Source organism: Ruminobacter amylophilus, from assembly GCF_900115655.1.
GTDB classification, from domain to species: Bacteria; Pseudomonadota; Gammaproteobacteria; order Enterobacterales; family Succinivibrionaceae; genus Ruminobacter; species Ruminobacter amylophilus.
Genome location: NZ_FOXF01000024.1, coordinates 1 through 16,911, shown reverse-complemented (window position 1 = coordinate 16,911; position 16,911 = coordinate 1). Strand labels below are relative to the sequence as shown.

At 43.5% G+C, this 16,911-nt stretch carries 12 protein-coding genes and 1 pseudogene; 6 read left to right on the top strand and 7 right to left on the bottom strand.

Annotation, left to right across the window (positions count from 1 at the left end):
- Together BMY80_RS07110 and nth are read right to left on the bottom strand one after the other, a co-directional pair.
- Positions 1–1,920, bottom strand: a pseudogene (locus tag BMY80_RS07110) (hypothetical protein); the annotation flags it as partial.
- A 558-nt stretch (positions 1,921–2,478) separates the two neighbouring features.
- Complete coding sequence (gene nth, locus BMY80_RS07105) at positions 2,479–3,123, bottom strand: endonuclease III (RefSeq protein ID WP_093142333.1); 645 nt, start codon at positions 3,121–3,123, stop codon at positions 2,479–2,481.
- 280 nt (positions 3,124–3,403) lie between these two features.
- On the opposite strand from nth, the gene BMY80_RS07100 reads away from it, so the two are divergent.
- Positions 3,404–4,774: a Y-family DNA polymerase gene (locus BMY80_RS07100; protein ID WP_093142331.1), complete on the top strand. Its 1,371-nt coding sequence runs from the start codon at positions 3,404–3,406 to the stop codon at positions 4,772–4,774.
- Positions 4,775–5,082: 308 nt separating this feature from the next.
- Positions 5,083–5,439 carry a hypothetical protein gene (locus BMY80_RS07095; protein ID WP_093142328.1) on the top strand — a complete coding sequence of 119 codons (357 nt, stop codon included), beginning with the start codon at positions 5,083–5,085 and terminating at the stop codon, positions 5,437–5,439.
- 308 nt (positions 5,440–5,747) lie between these two features.
- On the opposite strand, the gene dapB is transcribed toward BMY80_RS07095, so the two are convergent.
- From dapB to BMY80_RS07075, 4 genes are all read right to left on the bottom strand, one after another.
- Complete coding sequence (gene dapB, locus BMY80_RS07090; RefSeq protein WP_198020494.1) at positions 5,748–6,560, bottom strand: 4-hydroxy-tetrahydrodipicolinate reductase; 813 nt, start codon at positions 6,558–6,560, stop codon at positions 5,748–5,750.
- 22 nt (positions 6,561–6,582) lie between these two features.
- Positions 6,583–7,191, bottom strand: coding sequence for a BamJ family beta-barrel-assembly machinery protein (gene bamJ / locus BMY80_RS07085; protein ID WP_093142326.1), 609 nt, complete (start codon positions 7,189–7,191; stop codon positions 6,583–6,585).
- A 323-nt stretch (positions 7,192–7,514) separates the two neighbouring features.
- Positions 7,515–9,485, bottom strand: coding sequence for a SurA N-terminal domain-containing protein (locus tag BMY80_RS07080; RefSeq protein WP_031580445.1), 1,971 nt, complete (start codon positions 9,483–9,485; stop codon positions 7,515–7,517).
- Between the two features lie 298 nt (positions 9,486–9,783).
- A complete protein-coding gene (locus tag BMY80_RS07075; RefSeq protein ID WP_031580444.1) occupies positions 9,784–10,056 on the bottom strand; it encodes an HU family DNA-binding protein in 273 nt (90 codons plus the stop codon).
- A 738-nt stretch (positions 10,057–10,794) separates the two neighbouring features.
- Between BMY80_RS07075 and BMY80_RS07070 the strand changes: the two genes are divergently transcribed.
- The 3 genes from BMY80_RS07070 to BMY80_RS07060 all read left to right on the top strand — a co-directional run bounded on the left by BMY80_RS07070 (position 10,795) and on the right by BMY80_RS07060 (position 14,432).
- Positions 10,795–11,382, top strand: coding sequence for a class I SAM-dependent methyltransferase (locus BMY80_RS07070; RefSeq protein WP_093142323.1), 588 nt, complete (start codon positions 10,795–10,797; stop codon positions 11,380–11,382).
- Positions 11,355–13,826 carry a DEAD/DEAH box helicase family protein gene (locus BMY80_RS07065; protein WP_093142321.1) on the top strand — a complete coding sequence of 824 codons (2,472 nt, stop codon included), beginning with the start codon at positions 11,355–11,357 and terminating at the stop codon, positions 13,824–13,826. The genes BMY80_RS07070 and BMY80_RS07065 overlap by 28 nt, the downstream gene beginning before the upstream one ends.
- A 189-nt stretch (positions 13,827–14,015) precedes the next feature.
- Positions 14,016–14,432: a hypothetical protein gene (locus BMY80_RS07060; protein WP_093142318.1), complete on the top strand. Its 417-nt coding sequence runs from the start codon at positions 14,016–14,018 to the stop codon at positions 14,430–14,432.
- Positions 14,433–14,530: 98 nt separating this feature from the next.
- Here the strand turns inward: BMY80_RS07060 and BMY80_RS07055 are convergent, their stop codons facing one another.
- Positions 14,531–15,382, bottom strand: a complete 852-nt coding sequence (locus BMY80_RS07055) for a GIY-YIG nuclease family protein (RefSeq protein WP_093142316.1) — start codon at positions 15,380–15,382, stop codon at positions 14,531–14,533.
- Between the two features lie 269 nt (positions 15,383–15,651).
- On the opposite strand from BMY80_RS07055, the gene BMY80_RS07050 reads away from it, so the two are divergent.
- A complete protein-coding gene (locus BMY80_RS07050) occupies positions 15,652–16,764 on the top strand; it encodes a zinc ribbon domain-containing protein (protein ID WP_093142313.1) in 1,113 nt (370 codons plus the stop codon).
- The last annotated feature ends 147 nt before the right edge of the window (positions 16,765–16,911 follow it).

Sequence of the window (16,911 nt, the reverse complement as noted above, 5' to 3'; positions counted from 1 at the left end):
TTCTTTAGCTTCAGCAACCTTGTCAGCTGCTGCGGCCTTAACTTCCTGAGCCTTTTCGGAAACTGCATCCTTAACCTCAGCTATGGTTTCTTTAGTTTCAGCAACCTTGTCAGCCACTGAGGTCTTTACTTCTTCAACTTTGTCGGCTAACGCAGCTTTAACTTCTTCCTTGGCGTTTTTCTTTCTGCCAAAAAGTGAACCCAGACCAAACAGACCGCGATGCTTCTTTTCGTCATGGTGTTCAGATTCATTTTCTCTGGCGGAAAGAATATCTTCGTTTTTATCTTCAGCCTCAGCAACAGCCTCTTTTACTTCTGCTGCGGTTTCAGAGACGGCTGACTGCACTTCATCGGCCTTTTCAGCTGCTACATCCCTGACGTTTCCCGTGAGTGTGACTGTTTCCTTCTCAACATTCTTGTCTAAATCGATAACAACAGTTTCTACTGTTTCCGCGGCTTTTTCAGCCATAACGTCAACTGTTTCCCTTACCGGAGAAATCACGTCATCAACGGCAGGCTTGGTCTGCGGAGCGGCAGGAGCCGGCTGAGCTGTTTCTTCATCCTTAACGAATTTCAGTGTGGTTCCGGTACTTACAGGTTTGATAATTCTGTCATCAGATGAGGAAACCTCCGGATTTATGGTTGAGGCACTTACTGATGCTGTCTGCAGAGGAGGAACAACCTCACTTGATTTCGGCTGAATCACAGTCTTTGCAAAATCCTTGGACTTTGCAAACATCATGTCATTGTTTCTGGTAGCTTCAGATTCGACAACCAGATCAGAGAAGTCAGAGTTGTTTACCTTAATGATAGGGTCGGCAATGGCCTTCTTGACTTCATCACAAGTTTTGGCGGAGGCTGGAGCGCTCTCCATTTCCTTCTTCTTTTTGTCTTCCTCTATGCTGGCTGCGGTCTGAACCTTTGAAAGCTCCGCATACTTAGCAAAGGAATCCTCATTAGAGTTCAGAAGTTCCTTAACTCTTTCAAAAAGTGAGTTTATATCTTTTTTCCACGGGCTGGACGGATAATCGGTATTTGCATCTCCATCCTTGATTTTGAACGGACAGACCCAGCGACCTGAAAGATCAGGTTCGTTCATATTGAAAAATTCACTTGCCCTGCTGTCATCAAAAGTCAGAACACCGACGTTCTTCTCGGTTCTGAATTTTCTGATGGTTGCACTGTCATCTCTTCCCGCAAGATCAGGGTTGTAGGTAATCGCGCCGAATTCACGATCAAGTCGGCTGTAACTTGAGTCGGCAAAATGGCTGACTTTTGCACTCTGATAGAATTTATCGAGATCCCTCTTGCAGACGTATATCTTGTACGGATAGCTTGGATTATTGTAAAGATTCAGGTCTTCAAGGAAGAACGAAGTGTTTTCATAGAAGATTGATGAAATGTCAATAATGATGGTGTTGACGCGTGCAGCTTCTGACGGGGCATTACCAAGGCTGGCATATTTATTTCGAATGCCCTTGAAATAATCCAGAGACGCTTCAAGATTAATTTTCTTGATAAACAGATTGTTACTGTCAAAAGCATCCTCACCGCTCTTTACGGAAACAGCCATCTCTTCAATCTGGGTAATGAAAAGCGTATTGGCATCTGAATGATGCTGACTGATCAGATCTTCAATACTGTCGCAGTCAACGATGTCGAGTCGACCGCTTTTTTCCATGATATCAAGATTGGACTTAAGATTCTTTTCTTTAGACAGTACATCACGAACATGCTTGATATAATCGCAGTTTACATTAAGCTTTTGATTATATTTGCGCAAGGTTGGAACAACAAGATCGGCAAACGGAGTAAATTCTTCCGGCTTATTGAAGCATTCCTGATCTATATAGATGATAAAGTCTCTTACAAGCGAGCTAATTATCTTCTGTTCGTTATTTTTTTTGTTTGTATCGTTCATAGATCGCCTTTTTTAAATATGTATAACCAGCCATACTGAACAGCCCCTCCTCAAAAGAAGGCTTTCCGGCCGGACTCTGATCAGAAATCCTCCGGACAATCCCCGACGTTCAATCGGTTTGAATGCCTGAAAAGGTGTTTTCAGACACTCCGTGACCCGTTCTCTGGAAAAGTTAAGAACGGGTCGAGTGAAATCATGTCAAATCCGACAGCCTGATCCGGCACGATGATTACTGCAGGAATAATCAGACGGACATAATCCGAACCGGACACGGTTACATTGCTTATCGGAACTGAGAGAACTGTACGACTCATGATGAGTGTGTTTTATCCTTGTTCATGCCCTGTCGCAGTGAGCAGCGCATTAGATATATTTTAAATGTTTATCTGACAAAAAACATTTAAATTGACATAAAAAGAGCAATCATCACGGGATGGACAATCTGTTTGCCCAAATAATAATCGCACGTTATCCCCCTATCTTTAATATCATTGCATAAAGTAAAGATTTAAAAATCACGCTTGATCACTATAATGAAAAAAAGTTTTCTGATTTTACTTACTTTGTGACGTATTTGCTTTTCTTGAAAAAGGCGCAGAGGTGTGTCACCGGACATTCATGACATTTCGGGCGCTGGGCACGGCACACATATCTGCCGTGAAGAATGAGATGATGATGGGCGTTTTTCAGAAAACGTTCGGGAATACGCTTAGCCAGCACGTCACTCATCTGATTGGGAGTTTTTGCATGGCTCAGACCTATTCTGTCCGCAACCCTGAATATATGCGTATCGACAGCAATGGTCGGCCGGCCGAAAGCCACGTTAAGAACAACTCTTGCCGTCTTGAGTCCCACGCCGGGCAGTGAGACCAGTTCATTTTCAGACTGAGGTACTTCTCCTCCGAAGTCTGACACCAGTTTTTCACTGAGACCTTTCAGATATCCGGCCTTGGCCCTGTAAAGACCTATGGAGGAAATGATCTCCTCAATTGCCGCGGTTTCCATCCGTGCCATGGTCTGCGGATCGGGAGCCCTGGCAAAAAGGACGGGAGTAACTTTGTTTACGGAAGCGTCGGTGGCCTGGGCCGAAAGCACCACGGCGCAGAGAAGCTCAAAGCTGTTATGATATACAAGCTCCGACCGAGGATTGCTTCTTACGGATTCAAATATCTCAAATAGTTCAGTTATCTGTGTCCTGTTCACCGTTGCCGTCCATATTCAGTTCTGAATTTAAAAACCGTGGTAACTCCGCGCGCTGTACGCGAAGACATAGACTTATGATAACAGTAATCAGTCCTGATTAAAACCTTCAGTTCGCCTGTTCATCACGATTTAACTCAGGAGCGATTACGCACAATTATGCAGAAAATTACAGAATATATATTTTATTCGTTATGTTTTTCAACAGAAAACAGGTATAATTGAAATAAAACCCACCATGCGAGAATTTTTCATCTGAATAACCACCGGCACAAGACAGAACATGAGCATCATCAGGTATACGGATCCGGACAAGGCAACTCCGGAGGATCTGCAGAGACTTAAGGCATATGAAATGAATGCCTCCCGCAGTTATTTTGCTCTGGCCGACTGCAACAACTTCTTTGTTTCCTGCGAAAGAATGTTCCGTCCCGATCTCAGGGATCGTCCGGTAATCGTGCTTTCAAACAATGACGGATGCGTAATTTCCCGTTCAAACGAAGCCAAAAAACTGGGGATTCCCATGGGGATTCCTCTTTTCAAAATAAGAGATCTTGTGCACCGGTACAACATTGCCGTTTTCAGTTCCAATTTCAGTCTTTATCTGGATATGTCCAACCGTGTCTATACCATGCTGAGCGGATTTGCTCCGGAGGTTGAAAGATACAGCATAGACGAGGCCTTTCTGAACCTCACCGGATATTCACGAACCTACAATAATTTTGATTACTGTCTTGAGATCCGTCACCGGGTGACACATGACATAGGCATCCCTGTATGTGTGGGAGGAGCTTCAACCAAAACCCTGGCGAAGATTGCCAATCACTGCGCCAAGAAAGGTATTCTTCCGGGAGGAGTCATGACTATAGATACGGATGATGAGAGAATTTTCGCCCTGAAAAACACACCCCTTGACGATATCTGGGGAATAGGCAGAGCCCTTAATGAACGATTTGGCAGAGAATACGGCATCAGAAACGCCTATGAACTGTCACTGCTGAATCCTGCGGAGATAAAGAAGAAGTTCAACATCACCACTGCCAATATCATAACTGAACTTAACGGTATTTCCTGCATTCCCATGGACAGCCAGCCGCAGCCCAGGAAACAGATTATGTGGAGCCGAACCTTCGGTCATCACATTACCGAACTTACCGAACTCAGCCAGATCGTGGCTGATTTTATAGTAAAGGCAGCTGAAAAGCTCAGGGAAGATCGTCAGTATGCCGGCATCATCAGCATATACATCCAGACCAATCTGGCTTCAGCAAGAGACCGTCACTACAGCAGACAGGCCTATGCCAGACTGAATATCAGAACCTGTGACACGACAGAACTGCTCAGTGCGGGACTTCGCGTGCTTAACGGTATTTTTGCACCGGGATACCTCTACTACAAGGCAGGAGTCATTCTTGAGGATCTGTCTGCATCACGCGAAAGCCAGATGGATCTTTTTGATGCAGAGCCGGAATCCGAGGAGCTGAGAGAGAAACGCGCAAAACTCCAGATGGCTGTTGACCGGCTTAACGCCAGAAAACAGAATACGGTCTTTCTGGCGGCTCAGGGCATGTATGCCCGGAGCGGCATATCCAGACAGGAAAGAAAATCACCGGCATACACTACCTCCTGGAAGGATGTTCCCAAGGTTAAATAATTTCTTTTTTTTCATATTTTCCGTCATTTTTTGCACAATCGGTATTTCTGTGCTTTTGAATATTCACATTTTTCATCATCAGAACACTTAACTTATTTCAGTCAGACAATGCCCGCGCCGTCGGCATTTCAACCCCGTTCATGATGTTAAATTATTCGTTGGCGCTTGTTTGTAATATATATATTATATTGATATAAATCATTTAAATATAAATATTATTATTTTACTATTAAGAATAAATTTGATATCATGACGTTGAAATTCAAGCAGACTGTAAATTATTACATGCACATTACAGGAAGTATTTAATGACAGGAAAGAAAACCAGGGTTACAGTACGCGGGATAGAATTTCCCTCAATCGCATCCATGTGTGAGCACTATGGCATCACCAGATCAAGATGGAACGATGCTCTTAAAAGGTGTCAGAACCCGGATGAAGCCCTTAACAGGTGCCTCGAATTTGTGCCTGCACGTACAAAAAAGGTGATCATCAACGGACGTGAATTCAGTTCAATCGACGAGGCGGCATGCTGCTACAGGCTTAATCCGTGCAGCGTATACACCAAAATGAGCAGAAACAAGGTATCAGCAGGAGAAGCTATAGAACAGCTTGTAAAAGCCAAAAACAACCTGAAAACCAAAAAAGTGAAAGAGAACTCTTAAGTTTCTCATAAAAACAAGAAGGCATCCTCAGGTGCCCTGCCGTTATCAGCAATACCGTCTGATAATCCGGAATATTAAAAGATAATAAACAGAATAAATCTACAGGCAAGGTACATAAACAGACCTTTCGGCACACCGGATGAAATTAACCCCCTGATCATAAAACTAAAATCAATCACTGTCACAGAAATTCTTTCATCACATTATCGCAATAAATTCAGATAATCATTCATAAAAAGAAAGAGGAACATACCATGATGTTCCTCTTCCTGTTTCACTTTTAGGAATTTCAATCCGCAGAATGAAGCTTACTTGAGATTAAGCACGTCCTGCATGTTGAAAAGACCGGTAGTACGATCACTTAACCACTGAGCAGCTCTTACGGCACCGTTGGCGAAAGTCATGCGGCTTGAAGCCTTGTGGGAAATTTCCACGCGTTCACCGATGTCCGCGAACATTACGGTGTGTTCACCTACAATGTCGCCTGCGCGAATGGTTGAAAAACCGATGGTTCCCGGCTTTCTTTCACCGATGATGCCGTTACGTTCCTTTACAGCAATGTCATTGAGGTTCTTGCCTAAGGCCCTGGCTACGGCTTCTCCCATGCTTAAGGCTGTTCCTGATGGAGCGTCAACCTTATGTCTGTGGTGAGCTTCAACAACTTCGATGTCGGAATAATCCCCCATTACCCTGGTGGCCATTTCCAGAAGCTTGAATACCAGATTTACACCAACGCTGAAGTTGGATGCAAATACAACTGCTGTCTGCTTGGCAAATTCAGCAATCTGTCCTTTCTGTTCATCAGTAAATCCGGTGGTACCGAGTACAACCTTTGACTTGCGTGATACGCATTCCGCCAGATTATCAAGAGATGACTGAGGACGGGTAAAGTCGATCAGTACATCAAAGGCAGCCGCATCCCTGAGTGATGGAACTACAGCCACACCGAGCCTGCCCACACCTGCGATTTCGCCTGCATCGGCACCGATAACTGAAGACTCCGGATGTTCGGTGGCGGCAACCAGCTCGCACTTTTCACCGGCAGCCGTTACAGCCTGTACAAGGCAGCGGCCCATTCTGCCGTTAACACCCGCAACTGCAATACGTAACTTACTCATGATTCAATCTCCGAAAAAGTCTTAATTACTTAACGATATCGAGGAGTTCAACTTCGAATACGAGCACGCTGCATGGAGGAATTGAACCTGCGCCGTTTTCACCGTAGGCAAGTTCATATGGAATGGTTAAACGGTACTTTGAACCAACCTTCATCAGCTGAAGACCTTCAACCCAGCCCTTGATAACCTGATTTACGCCGAACTGGGCAGGTTCACCTCTTAATACTGATGAATCGAATACGGTACCGTCAATGAGAGTACCGTGGTAATGAACCTTAACAACGTTGTTTTCATTAGGGGTAGCACCGGTACCTTCATTAAGAACTTCGTACTGAAGACCTGAAGGAGTTACTACAACTGATTCCTTCTTTGCGTTTTCAGCAAGATATTCAGCGCCCTTCTTCTTGGCAACTTCAGCAAGAGCGGCCTGTTCCTTGGCGAGCTTTTCATTTAATACTCTGAATGCGTCATTGATTTCCTGAGCATTAATCTGGAGCTTGCCTGCAAGTGAATCTCTGATGCCTTCAATAACGGCGTCAACATTGAATGCAGGGAACATGCTGTGTCTTAACTGATCACCAACCTGAGTACCGATACCGTAACAAACCTTATCTTCAGTAGTCTTGAATTCCATTAAAATAAATCCTTATCAATCTTATAAATGGTGCCCGAACAGGTGTTTCCTGCAGGAAACACGCAAAGCATAAAACCTTTATTCAGAAAAACCGGCCCCCGACTTTCAGATTCCAGTCAGAATGAATACGCACCGAAGGAATTCAGGTGTTTCATCGAACGGGAAATACCGGTACATTACTGATAACCAGTGTATTATACCTTGATTTACGGATTATTCTTCAAATTTAATTACTTATATCCATAAAAAAATCACCGTTTCGCCATAAAAACGAAACGGTGACCTGCTTTAATACTCAGTCGGATGAATTCATCCGGTATTTATCAGTCTTCAGATGAGTCTGAAGAACCGTTTAAATACTTCTTGCTGAGATTGTATTCAATCTTGGACTTGTCACGTGCTGAATTAATCAGAACAACGTTGTCAGCCTTTGACTTCATATTGGAAATCTGCTGAGTAAGGAAATCATCACGTGAAGCATCAGGTTCACTGCGGATTTCCACGTCATTGAGGATCAGGATGTATGCGTTGCCGTCCTTGTCCTCATACTTTCCGTAGTTAATATTACCCTTGTCGGCACGGGCGAGCTCGAACACGTTTCTTGAAACGCTTTCGTCAACCTTGTTGTCAAGACGGGAAATGGTCTTAGGCTTATCAATGGTAATCTTACCTGAAGCGGCTTCGCCATCAATTGATTCACCCTTTGCAAGAGTTGCAATCAGGCCGTCAACATAGGTGTTTACACCGGCCCTGGAAGCATCGGCACTGATGTCTGCAATAATAGACTTCTTAACTTCATCAAGCTTCTTCGGAGTCTTTGGAACATAGTCTTCGATATGAACGACAACAAATGCGTTAGGACCGAGTTCGATAAGATCTGAGTTCATGCCTGATTCACGGAGTTCCTGATCGAATACCTTGTCAAGAACAGCCTTTTCACTGAACGGGAACTTGAGATCCTTTGCATCAGAAGCAAGGAAATCATAAGTCTGAACCTTAACGGTGTCAGAAGGATGATCCTTGTCGGAGCTGTTGGCTTCCTTGGCGGCAAAATCAAGAGAGTCTGGATTTTCAAAAGAAACGTCGGCAACAATCTGGCGCTTGTCGAGGAATACTTCCTGGCTCTGCTGCTTTACGAATCTGCTGATTACGTCAGACTTTGACTCTTCAAAGGTCTTTGAGGTCTTAGGAACAATCTTGTTGAGTTTGATGATGTGAACACCGAAATCTGATTCTACAGGTTCTGAAACATCACCGACCTTTTCGAGAGCGAAGGCAGCGCTGTCAATGCTCTTGTCCTGATGGCCTGAAGCGAATGCAGGAAGCTTACCGCCGTTCTTTGCTGATGAAGGGTCCTGAGAATACTGCTGAGCCAGGGCCGCGAAGTCTTCGCCGGCATCAAGCTTGGCCTTTACTTCCTTCGCCTTTTCCATGGCGTCGTCACCGGTAAAGAGGATGTGCGAAATCTCGCGCTTTTCCGGAACGGTATAGAGTTCGGTATGCAGATTGAAGAAATTGGTAAGATCTTCATCGGTATAGTGAACATCAGCTTCAACATCATCAGTGGTCAGATAGATGTAGGTGAACTTAACCTTGTCTGCATTGAGGTAGTTATCCTTGTGAGCTTCATAGTAGTCTTTAATCTGCTCTTCGGTAACCTCAACGTTGCCGATAAACTTGCTCTTGTTGATGTTCACCATGGTATAGGTACGGTTTTCAGTCAGAAGATCGGTAAGATGACCAACTTCACCCGGAAGAGCAAACTCACCTTCAATAACAGGCTTTAGGAAGGTTTCCTTGGCAATATCGTTTCTTAAAGCTTCACCGAATGCATCAGGACTCTGGAAGCCTGCCATGGACAGAACCTTCTGATACTGATCCTGATTGAATTCACCGTTAACCTGGAATTCAGGCATGCTTCTGATTCTGGACTTTACGAGAACTGCAGGAATGTCAACTCCGTCCTTTTCAATAAGCTGAGAGAGAGTTTCATCATTGATCATTCTTTCAAGAATGCTGGCCTTGAACTTGTTGTTGAAGTTGTCATCAATAGCCATCTGCTGTTCAAAGAACTTCTTGCCGAACTGTCTTTCAAGCTTGGACTTTTCGATACGAACCTGATTTTCAAGTTCATATTCAGGGATTTTCACCCCGTTAACCTTTACGGGTTCATCGTTACGATCCGGAATCAGGTAGGAACCTACACCGGCAACAGCGAAGGAAACGATTATTATGCCGAACAGAATCTTGGCTGCCGGTCCGGTTGAACCTTCGCGGAGTTTATCAGTAAACATGTATCTTTTACTCCGAAATATACACTAGGTAAATAAATTCAAAACACAAAAGTTAAAAAATTGTAATTATTATAAATGAAATTACCGTAATAATCTCACTATTATTATTTCATTTTTATTATAAGTCACGCGGAATGAAGGCAACTGCTCAAAAAATGACGGATCTTCACCTTAGGAATGAGCAGCTTCACTCTTCCGGCTGATTCTGGCATCCGGGATCCCGATACAGGTCTCCATAAATGAAAAGCACACATTAAATGTGTGCTTTTACAGACTTAGAATCAGCTGATGCCCTATCTTACTTTAAAGCATCCTTTAAAGCCTTACCTGGACGGAAGCGAGGCACCTTGCGAGCTTCAATCTTCACTACTTCACCAGTCTTTGGATTACGACCTTCACGACTCTTGCGTTCGGTAGCCTCAAAAGTACCGAATCCAACAAGGGTAATGTTGTCATCGCTGCCAAGAGTTTCAGTTACTACAGATTCGAATGCCTTAAGAGCTTCATCAGCCTTCTTCTTGGTGATACCGGCTTTCTCAGCAATCTTCTCAACTAGCTGGGTCTTATTCATCTCTGCCCTCTTAATTAACACGTTATTGTTTTAGACTTTCCTCTTTAGCCCCGTAATATCCGAGATATCGGCGTTGCTAAACGTTTTCAATTATCAATAACAAACAGCTTGTGAGCAACTCGCAAAAGGCAAAAATCTGTTACCGATCACTAAATTCAAAGGCTTTTGACGATTTTTTCACAAGTGTTACAGGATATTTACTGTTTTTTTGTATGTTATTTATTCATTTATGAACGTGTTTTTTTGTGTATTACATGTTTTTAAAGGCCTGCCGCGAGGGTTCCGCAGACCTTTCAGAGCATTCAGTGAATGAGGATCTGCAGATGTGTATTTACAGCAGCACGGCACATTACAGGAAAAAGCATTACTGCAGAACCTGAAGCATTACCTCAGCATTCTTGAACCGTGCAGCGTCTGAAATCAGGAAACCGCATTATCCGAAAGGAACATGATAAAGAAACACACGGCTGAGAGAACGGAAGGATGTATCAGACCGTTTTTCGTTTTCTCTGCCGTCTCACTGATTTGTAAAGAATGCCGCTTTCTTGATTGAGTTCAATATTTCAGACCGTCTCAGCGCACATTTCAATAAATTTATGGCTGAGCACTTTTTTTTGCTGTCATAATAGGTAGTTGGCAACTGTTTCAAAACATCTGGATATGGCGGCCGTTCAGCCCCGACCCCGGTTTTTTGAGAAGCTGTTTTTTAATTTTAGAAAATTACCGGCGGACAGGAATATGACGGACAGGACACTGGAATACTATAAAAACAATTGTCAGTCATTCAGTGACTCAACATTCGGAGTTGATTTCAGAGATACTCAGGAACGATTCCTGAGGGAGCTTTCCCCATCGGCACACATACTCGATTTTGGATGCGGTTCGGGACGCGACACTCTCTATTTCCTCGAACGCAGATTCAGGGTAACCGCCACCGACGGAAGTCCTGAAATGTGCCGCACGGCCTCGGCCAACACAGGTCACGAGGTAATCAGACTTCTGTTCAGTGAGCTGGATAACCGCCAGGAGTTTGACGGCATCTGGGCCTGTGCCTCCATTCTGCATCTTTCCAGAACAGATCTTGGGGATGTTTTCAGACGCATGGAAAACGCCCTGAAGCCTGCCGGCACGATATATACCTCCTTCAAATACGGTACTTTTGAAGGGATGCGCAACGGCAGATATTTCACTGATTTCACGCCGGAGAGTTTCAGGGAGTTTCTCGCCCGTAATTCAAAGCTTCACATAACTGACTACTGGATAACCGCCGACGTAAGACCGGGGAGAAGTGAGGAAAAATGGCTCAATCTGCTTCTGAGGAACTGATAAAATTTTATGAAAATCCTGCCGACCTGACGTTTTACACGGATAACAATGTCTGTACCGGCAATGACAGATACCGGGATCATCTGCTCGGACATATTCTGGTCTCCATGAGAAAAGCCGAGAACATGGACATCATCGTATCGTTCCTGATGGAATCCGGAGTAAGACTGATCCTTAATGAGCTGAAATCCGCAACAGAACGTGGAGCGGCCATAAGGATACTGACAGGTTCATACCTCGACATCACCCAGCCTTCAGCGCTCTGTCTTTTAAGAAAGCATCTCGGTGACGACATTGAACTGCGCATGTTTAAAGAAAAAAACAGGGCATTTCATCCGAAAGCCTGCATCTTTCACCACCGTCATGATTTTCATGAAATCTTCATAGGCTCATCAAATATCTCAAGAAGCGCGTTGACCTCCGGAATAGAATGGAACTACCGCTTCAACAGTGCAGCTGACGATCGCGGATGCCGCAAATTCATGCATACCTTTGAGGACCTCTGGCTTAACCACTCCGTAACCGTTGATGATGAATTTCTGAAGGAATACTCAAAACACTGGCATCATCATCCGATACTGAAATACGATGAAGAAAAGGTAACTTCCTTTTTTCAGCCGAGAGGTTCCCAGATCGAAGCGCTCTATGCCCTTGAACACTCAAGAAAGGAAGGAGCCGACAAGGGACTGGTTATTGCCGCGACAGGAGTCGGTAAAACCGCCCTTGCGGCGTTTGACTCAGTGAAGTTCGAGAGAATCCTCTTTGTGGCCCACAGAGACGAGATACTTAAAAAGACGGCCGGAACATTTGCCTCCATAAGAAAGACAGCCGACATCGGTTTTTTCAATGCCGGGGAAAAATGCACGGACAGATCGGTCATAATGGCATCTGTTGCCACTCTCGGAAACGACAAGTATCTTAACGACAAATACTTCAGCCCCGATTTCTTTGACTATCTCATTATTGATGAAACACATCACGGCGTGGCTTCGCAGTACCGCAGAATCATGAACTACTTCAGGCCGAAATTCATGCTTGGACTCACGGCAACTCCCGAGCGCATGGATAAAAAGGACATATTTGAACTGTTCGATTATAACGTTCCTTATGAAATCTCACTGTGTGAAGCCATCAACAAAGGATACCTGGTACCGTTCAAATACTACGGCATCTATGACGACACCGACTATTCCGGACTGCATCCGGTTAACGGCAGATACGACAACAGAGAACTTAACGAAACCTACATCGGCAATGTCAGAAGACACGATCTCATTTACGGCAACTATCTCAAATACGGTTCACGCAGAGCACTGGGTTTCTGCTGCTCCAGAGAACACGCCGAGGAAATGGCGCGTGAATTCAACCGAAGAAATATCAAAGCCGCGGCTGTATACAGCAATGCCGGCGGCGAATGCCCGGAAGACCGCGGTACCGCCGTTGAAAAACTTCTCAGAGGTGAAATCAGAGTCATATTCTGTGTAGACATGTTCAACGAAGGTGTAGACATCACCTCTCTGGACATGGTTATGTTCCTGAGACCGACCGAGTCCCCCGTCATCTTCATGCAGCAGCTCGGACGCGGTTTAAGAACCTGTGCAGACAAGCAGTTCCTTACGGTACTTGATTTTATCGGCAATTATGTCAGAGCCGAAAAGGTAATCAGATACCTTACCGAAGGTAAATCGGACAGCCGAACCAATCCGTACGGACAGAATAATCTGCCTGACGGCTGTCAGGTAGATTTTGATTTAAGGCTGGTGGATCTCTTCGCCTCTCTCAACCGCAGAAACACTGTGCGAAAGGAGCTTATCAGACAGGAGTATTTCAGAATTAAGGCCGAAACCGGAAAGGTTCCCGACCGTATTGAACTTTTCAACGGCATGGAGAGTGACATTTACCTTGAAGCCGTTCAGCACTCAAAGGATAATCCTTTCAGCAACTACTCCGGCTTTTTAAAGGAGATTGGTGAACTATCTCCTGAAAAGGAGGAGATTTACACGGGATTTGCAGGTGATTTTCTGAGAATGGCGGAAACCACGGCAATGACAAAGGTGTACAAGATGCCGGTACTCACAGCCTTTCTTGACGGCTCCGCACTCAAATCAGCAGTGACAGAGAAGGACCTTCTGCAGAGCTGGCTGTCATTCTTTTCCGGCAACAGAAACTGGATAGATCTGGATAAAGACATGACATATGAAAAGTTTCTGAAAATCAGCAGAAAACGGCACGCTGACAAGATATTCGACATGCCCGTAAAATTCCTGCTGAAGACAGAAAATATGTTTTTCAGACAGGAAAAACCGCGCACTCTGTCACTTAATCCAAAACTTTCCGACATTCTCTCCAGACCGGAATTTGCTGCTGAATTCAGAGATATCATAAATTACCGCACTGTTGAATATTATCGCCGGAGATATGAAAAGGAAACAGAAACTCGCTGATTCGAATTTCCATAAAATACATATTTTTACTGTATTTACATATTTTTAACAAACAGGCATATCTAATTTTTAAATACAGGTGTATTATTATCACAGCCTTTACCACGGCGTTTATTACAACTGCAGTGTCATACAGACTTGAATTGTCGGCAGTGACATATGATTTTTAGTGGAAACAGGAACAGATAAATGTTAAAGAACAGTTTTTTCCCCCTCGCACTTACCTCTCTTTTTATGATTTTTTCTTCAGAAGCTCTTGCATGGCCTGCCGGTCTTGAAGAATTCTCCAAGTCTGGAAATCCTAATTTTAAGATACTTGCAAATAAGAGTACCGGAGAAATTGCCGTGCTCATGAGAGCTCCTGCAGATAAGGAATCCTTTGATGACGATACTGTTGCGAACCTCAAACAGCAGATAATCTGTGAAAACTACACCGTAACCGATGATCGTAAAGCCATTATGGGTGAACAGTGCGAAAACAAAAACAGTAAGCAGAATAACAAGCTTAACATGTATACAAACATTGCCGATAATATGTTTAATACTGTCATCTATTCACCAAGCCTCAGTGTAAATGACGCAAAGGCAATAAGCAGTGCCAGGTAGTCTTTACCTGAATCGCAGCTATTCAGAATTAAGCAGTACAGATAAACCACTGTCCAGACAGTGGTTTATTTTTAACGGCATTTCTGCCCGTCCTGAAATCAGTTATCATTCATGCCGAATTTCCTGCTAAGAAGCTTGCTTTTCCATAAGCTCTCAATATCAGTAACATCTCTGTCGGTCACCGTTTTAGGCAGGATCTGAAGTATGGAAAACTGGAAAGAATGATACCTTTCAGTATAACTGCAAACAAGCTGCTTCATTTCCTTATTGTTGCCGTGATGAGTTTCGACATACACAGACCAGCGCCCCCAGAGACCGTCCTTTCCGTAAGCGGAACCGACATACTGCCTTCCCGTTTCAGAATCGACTATGAGATATATGGCATAAACAGAAGATAAAGCTGTACGCCATGAATCGTAGACTTCAGGATTATCAACGATTTCCTTGAGCTCATCAAAAGAAAGAACCAGATTTTCAAAACCTGAAAACACCTTCTTTTCATTCGGCTGGATTGATACCACTGCTTTTTCTGTAGTACCTTTCTGATGCCACATTCTGGCCGAATTTCCCCATTCAATGGTGAGTTTTCCTTCAAATTCACTCAGAACATCAAGTCTTTCAAGGTCGTAATACGCATTATTGCCTTTAAAATGTGAGGCCTCGGAATCAGGAATTCCTTCAGGTATGATATCTTCGGTATCCGGTCTGGAATCTCCGACTCTGTAGATGGAATGAAACCTGGCAAGAGTACCGGAGCCGCTGATAAATGTGGCCCAGTAATCATAACCCTTACTGAAATTCTTCTTCTGATGGCACGTATACTCAAATACTTTACCGGCCATGTAGCAGTTTCTGAAATTACTGTCGGTAAGGCTGTGCCTTATCAGTTTTACCTTACCGGGATCAAATCCCGCCTTTTTTAGGATGTCGGAAAAATTAATCAATGCCATAAACAACTCCAGTACATCGTGAATAACATTTAAACCGAACCGGCCAAAAAAGGCCCGATATGAACAGAAAACAGAGACTCCGGTCAGAAGACGGATAAAAATTCAGTGAATCTGACTGCAAACAGTACATTCCAAATCCGTTCATTTCAAAAACTCATTGCATCCCGTTAATACAATTTGTTATCCTTAAACATCCATTCTAATTAAACGGTTTATGAATAAAACATCTGTTTTTATCGATTATCACATATATTCTACAGGAAATATAAATGAAATGTCAGTTCTGTAACTTCGAACTCCGGGATAAAGCCAAATTCTGCCCATTGTGCGGCAGGGATGTACCTCCTTTCTATTCCGATTACCGGAAAAAAGATAATTTTTCCAGCCGACAGTCAGACATCTTCAGTAAAACCGGAAAAAAAGGAAATAATGCCGGCAGTAAGCGTTTTTCTGAAGAAAGAAAATCAAATACTGCATTAAAAGTAATAGCCTGTTCTGCAGCTCTGATACTTATCATCGCCGGCACTGCCGGAATCGTTCTTTCAAATTACGTAAGCGAGGATGTTACCTATAATGGGCTGCTTAGTTACCTGAACGGAACAGACAGAAAATACAGAGAGCTGTACAATAAAACATATGAAACTGAAATAAACCTCTTATCGCTGAATATGCAGCTTAATAATGTCATCTACGCCAAAACTGATGACGAACTGACAAGTCAGATAAAAATACTCAACAGTTCCAGAAACGAGTTTGAGAACAGCCTCAACAGGTTGACTGATTTATCAACCGATGATGAGGAGGTCATTAGGGGAATGTCCAAGGTTGCGGATTTATCAAGAAGTTACCTTGATATTATCGATACCATCGCTGATCTGAAGAGACAGAACATGGAGCTTACCATCAAGGCAAACAAGAGTCAGGCTGACTTCATCGCATGGCGCCCCGTTTTCAGACAGATGATCCAGGAACTCAAGCTTAAGGCTACTGATGACTACGTTGATAATGTAATGCTTAACCTTCTGACCTACCAGTCCCTGGTTGAAAAGAAGGTGCTTGAAGCCCTCGGTTCCGACAACTATGACGAAATCGTCAAGGACCGCAAGTCGGTGGGCGTGTTCATTGTTGAATATGAGGAATGGGCTGACAATCTTTATTCCGAAATGCCTGAGGCTCGGGATGAAATAGGCGCGCTTATTGCCAACTTCAAATATTCATGTTCAGATGACAACGGCGTGGTAGGTCAGCATGAAAATCTGGTAAAGACCACTAACGATCTTGCAAACAGCATGTACAATGCCAGTAAACAAATTAATTATATAAAGGCTGAAATAAACCGGATACAGGAAAATTTGGAATATCTTAGTAATAACTTCTCATAAAAAGTACATTTAAAGATTCTCTTACATTACTGTAGGAGACTCTTTGCTTTTATCCGAAACTTTGTTGTTTTAAACATATACGAAAAATAATTTAATGGAAGTTGCAGAAAATACAAGACTTCCATAATTTTTTGCGGTATAATATAA

Excerpts from the sequence above, each read along its gene's own strand:
- BMY80_RS07100 (WP_093142331.1), top strand. The coding sequence starts at position 3,404 with ATGAGCATCATCAGGTATACGGATCCGGACAAGGCAACTCCGGAGGAT.
- BMY80_RS07095 (WP_093142328.1), top strand. The coding sequence starts at position 5,083 with ATGACAGGAAAGAAAACCAGGGTTACAGTACGCGGGATAGAATTTCCC.
- bamJ (WP_093142326.1), bottom strand. The coding sequence starts at position 7,191 with ATGGAATTCAAGACTACTGAAGATAAGGTTTGTTACGGTATCGGTACT.
- BMY80_RS07080 (WP_031580445.1), bottom strand. The coding sequence starts at position 9,485 with ATGTTTACTGATAAACTCCGCGAAGGTTCAACCGGACCGGCAGCCAAG.
- BMY80_RS07075 (WP_031580444.1), bottom strand. The coding sequence starts at position 10,056 with ATGAATAAGACCCAGCTAGTTGAGAAGATTGCTGAGAAAGCCGGTATC.
- BMY80_RS07070 (WP_093142323.1), top strand. The coding sequence starts at position 10,795 with ATGACGGACAGGACACTGGAATACTATAAAAACAATTGTCAGTCATTC.
- BMY80_RS07065 (WP_093142321.1), top strand. The coding sequence starts at position 11,355 with ATGGCTCAATCTGCTTCTGAGGAACTGATAAAATTTTATGAAAATCCT.
- BMY80_RS07060 (WP_093142318.1), top strand. The coding sequence starts at position 14,016 with ATGTTAAAGAACAGTTTTTTCCCCCTCGCACTTACCTCTCTTTTTATG.
- BMY80_RS07055 (WP_093142316.1), bottom strand. The coding sequence starts at position 15,382 with ATGGCATTGATTAATTTTTCCGACATCCTAAAAAAGGCGGGATTTGAT.
- BMY80_RS07050 (WP_093142313.1), top strand. The coding sequence starts at position 15,652 with ATGAAATGTCAGTTCTGTAACTTCGAACTCCGGGATAAAGCCAAATTC.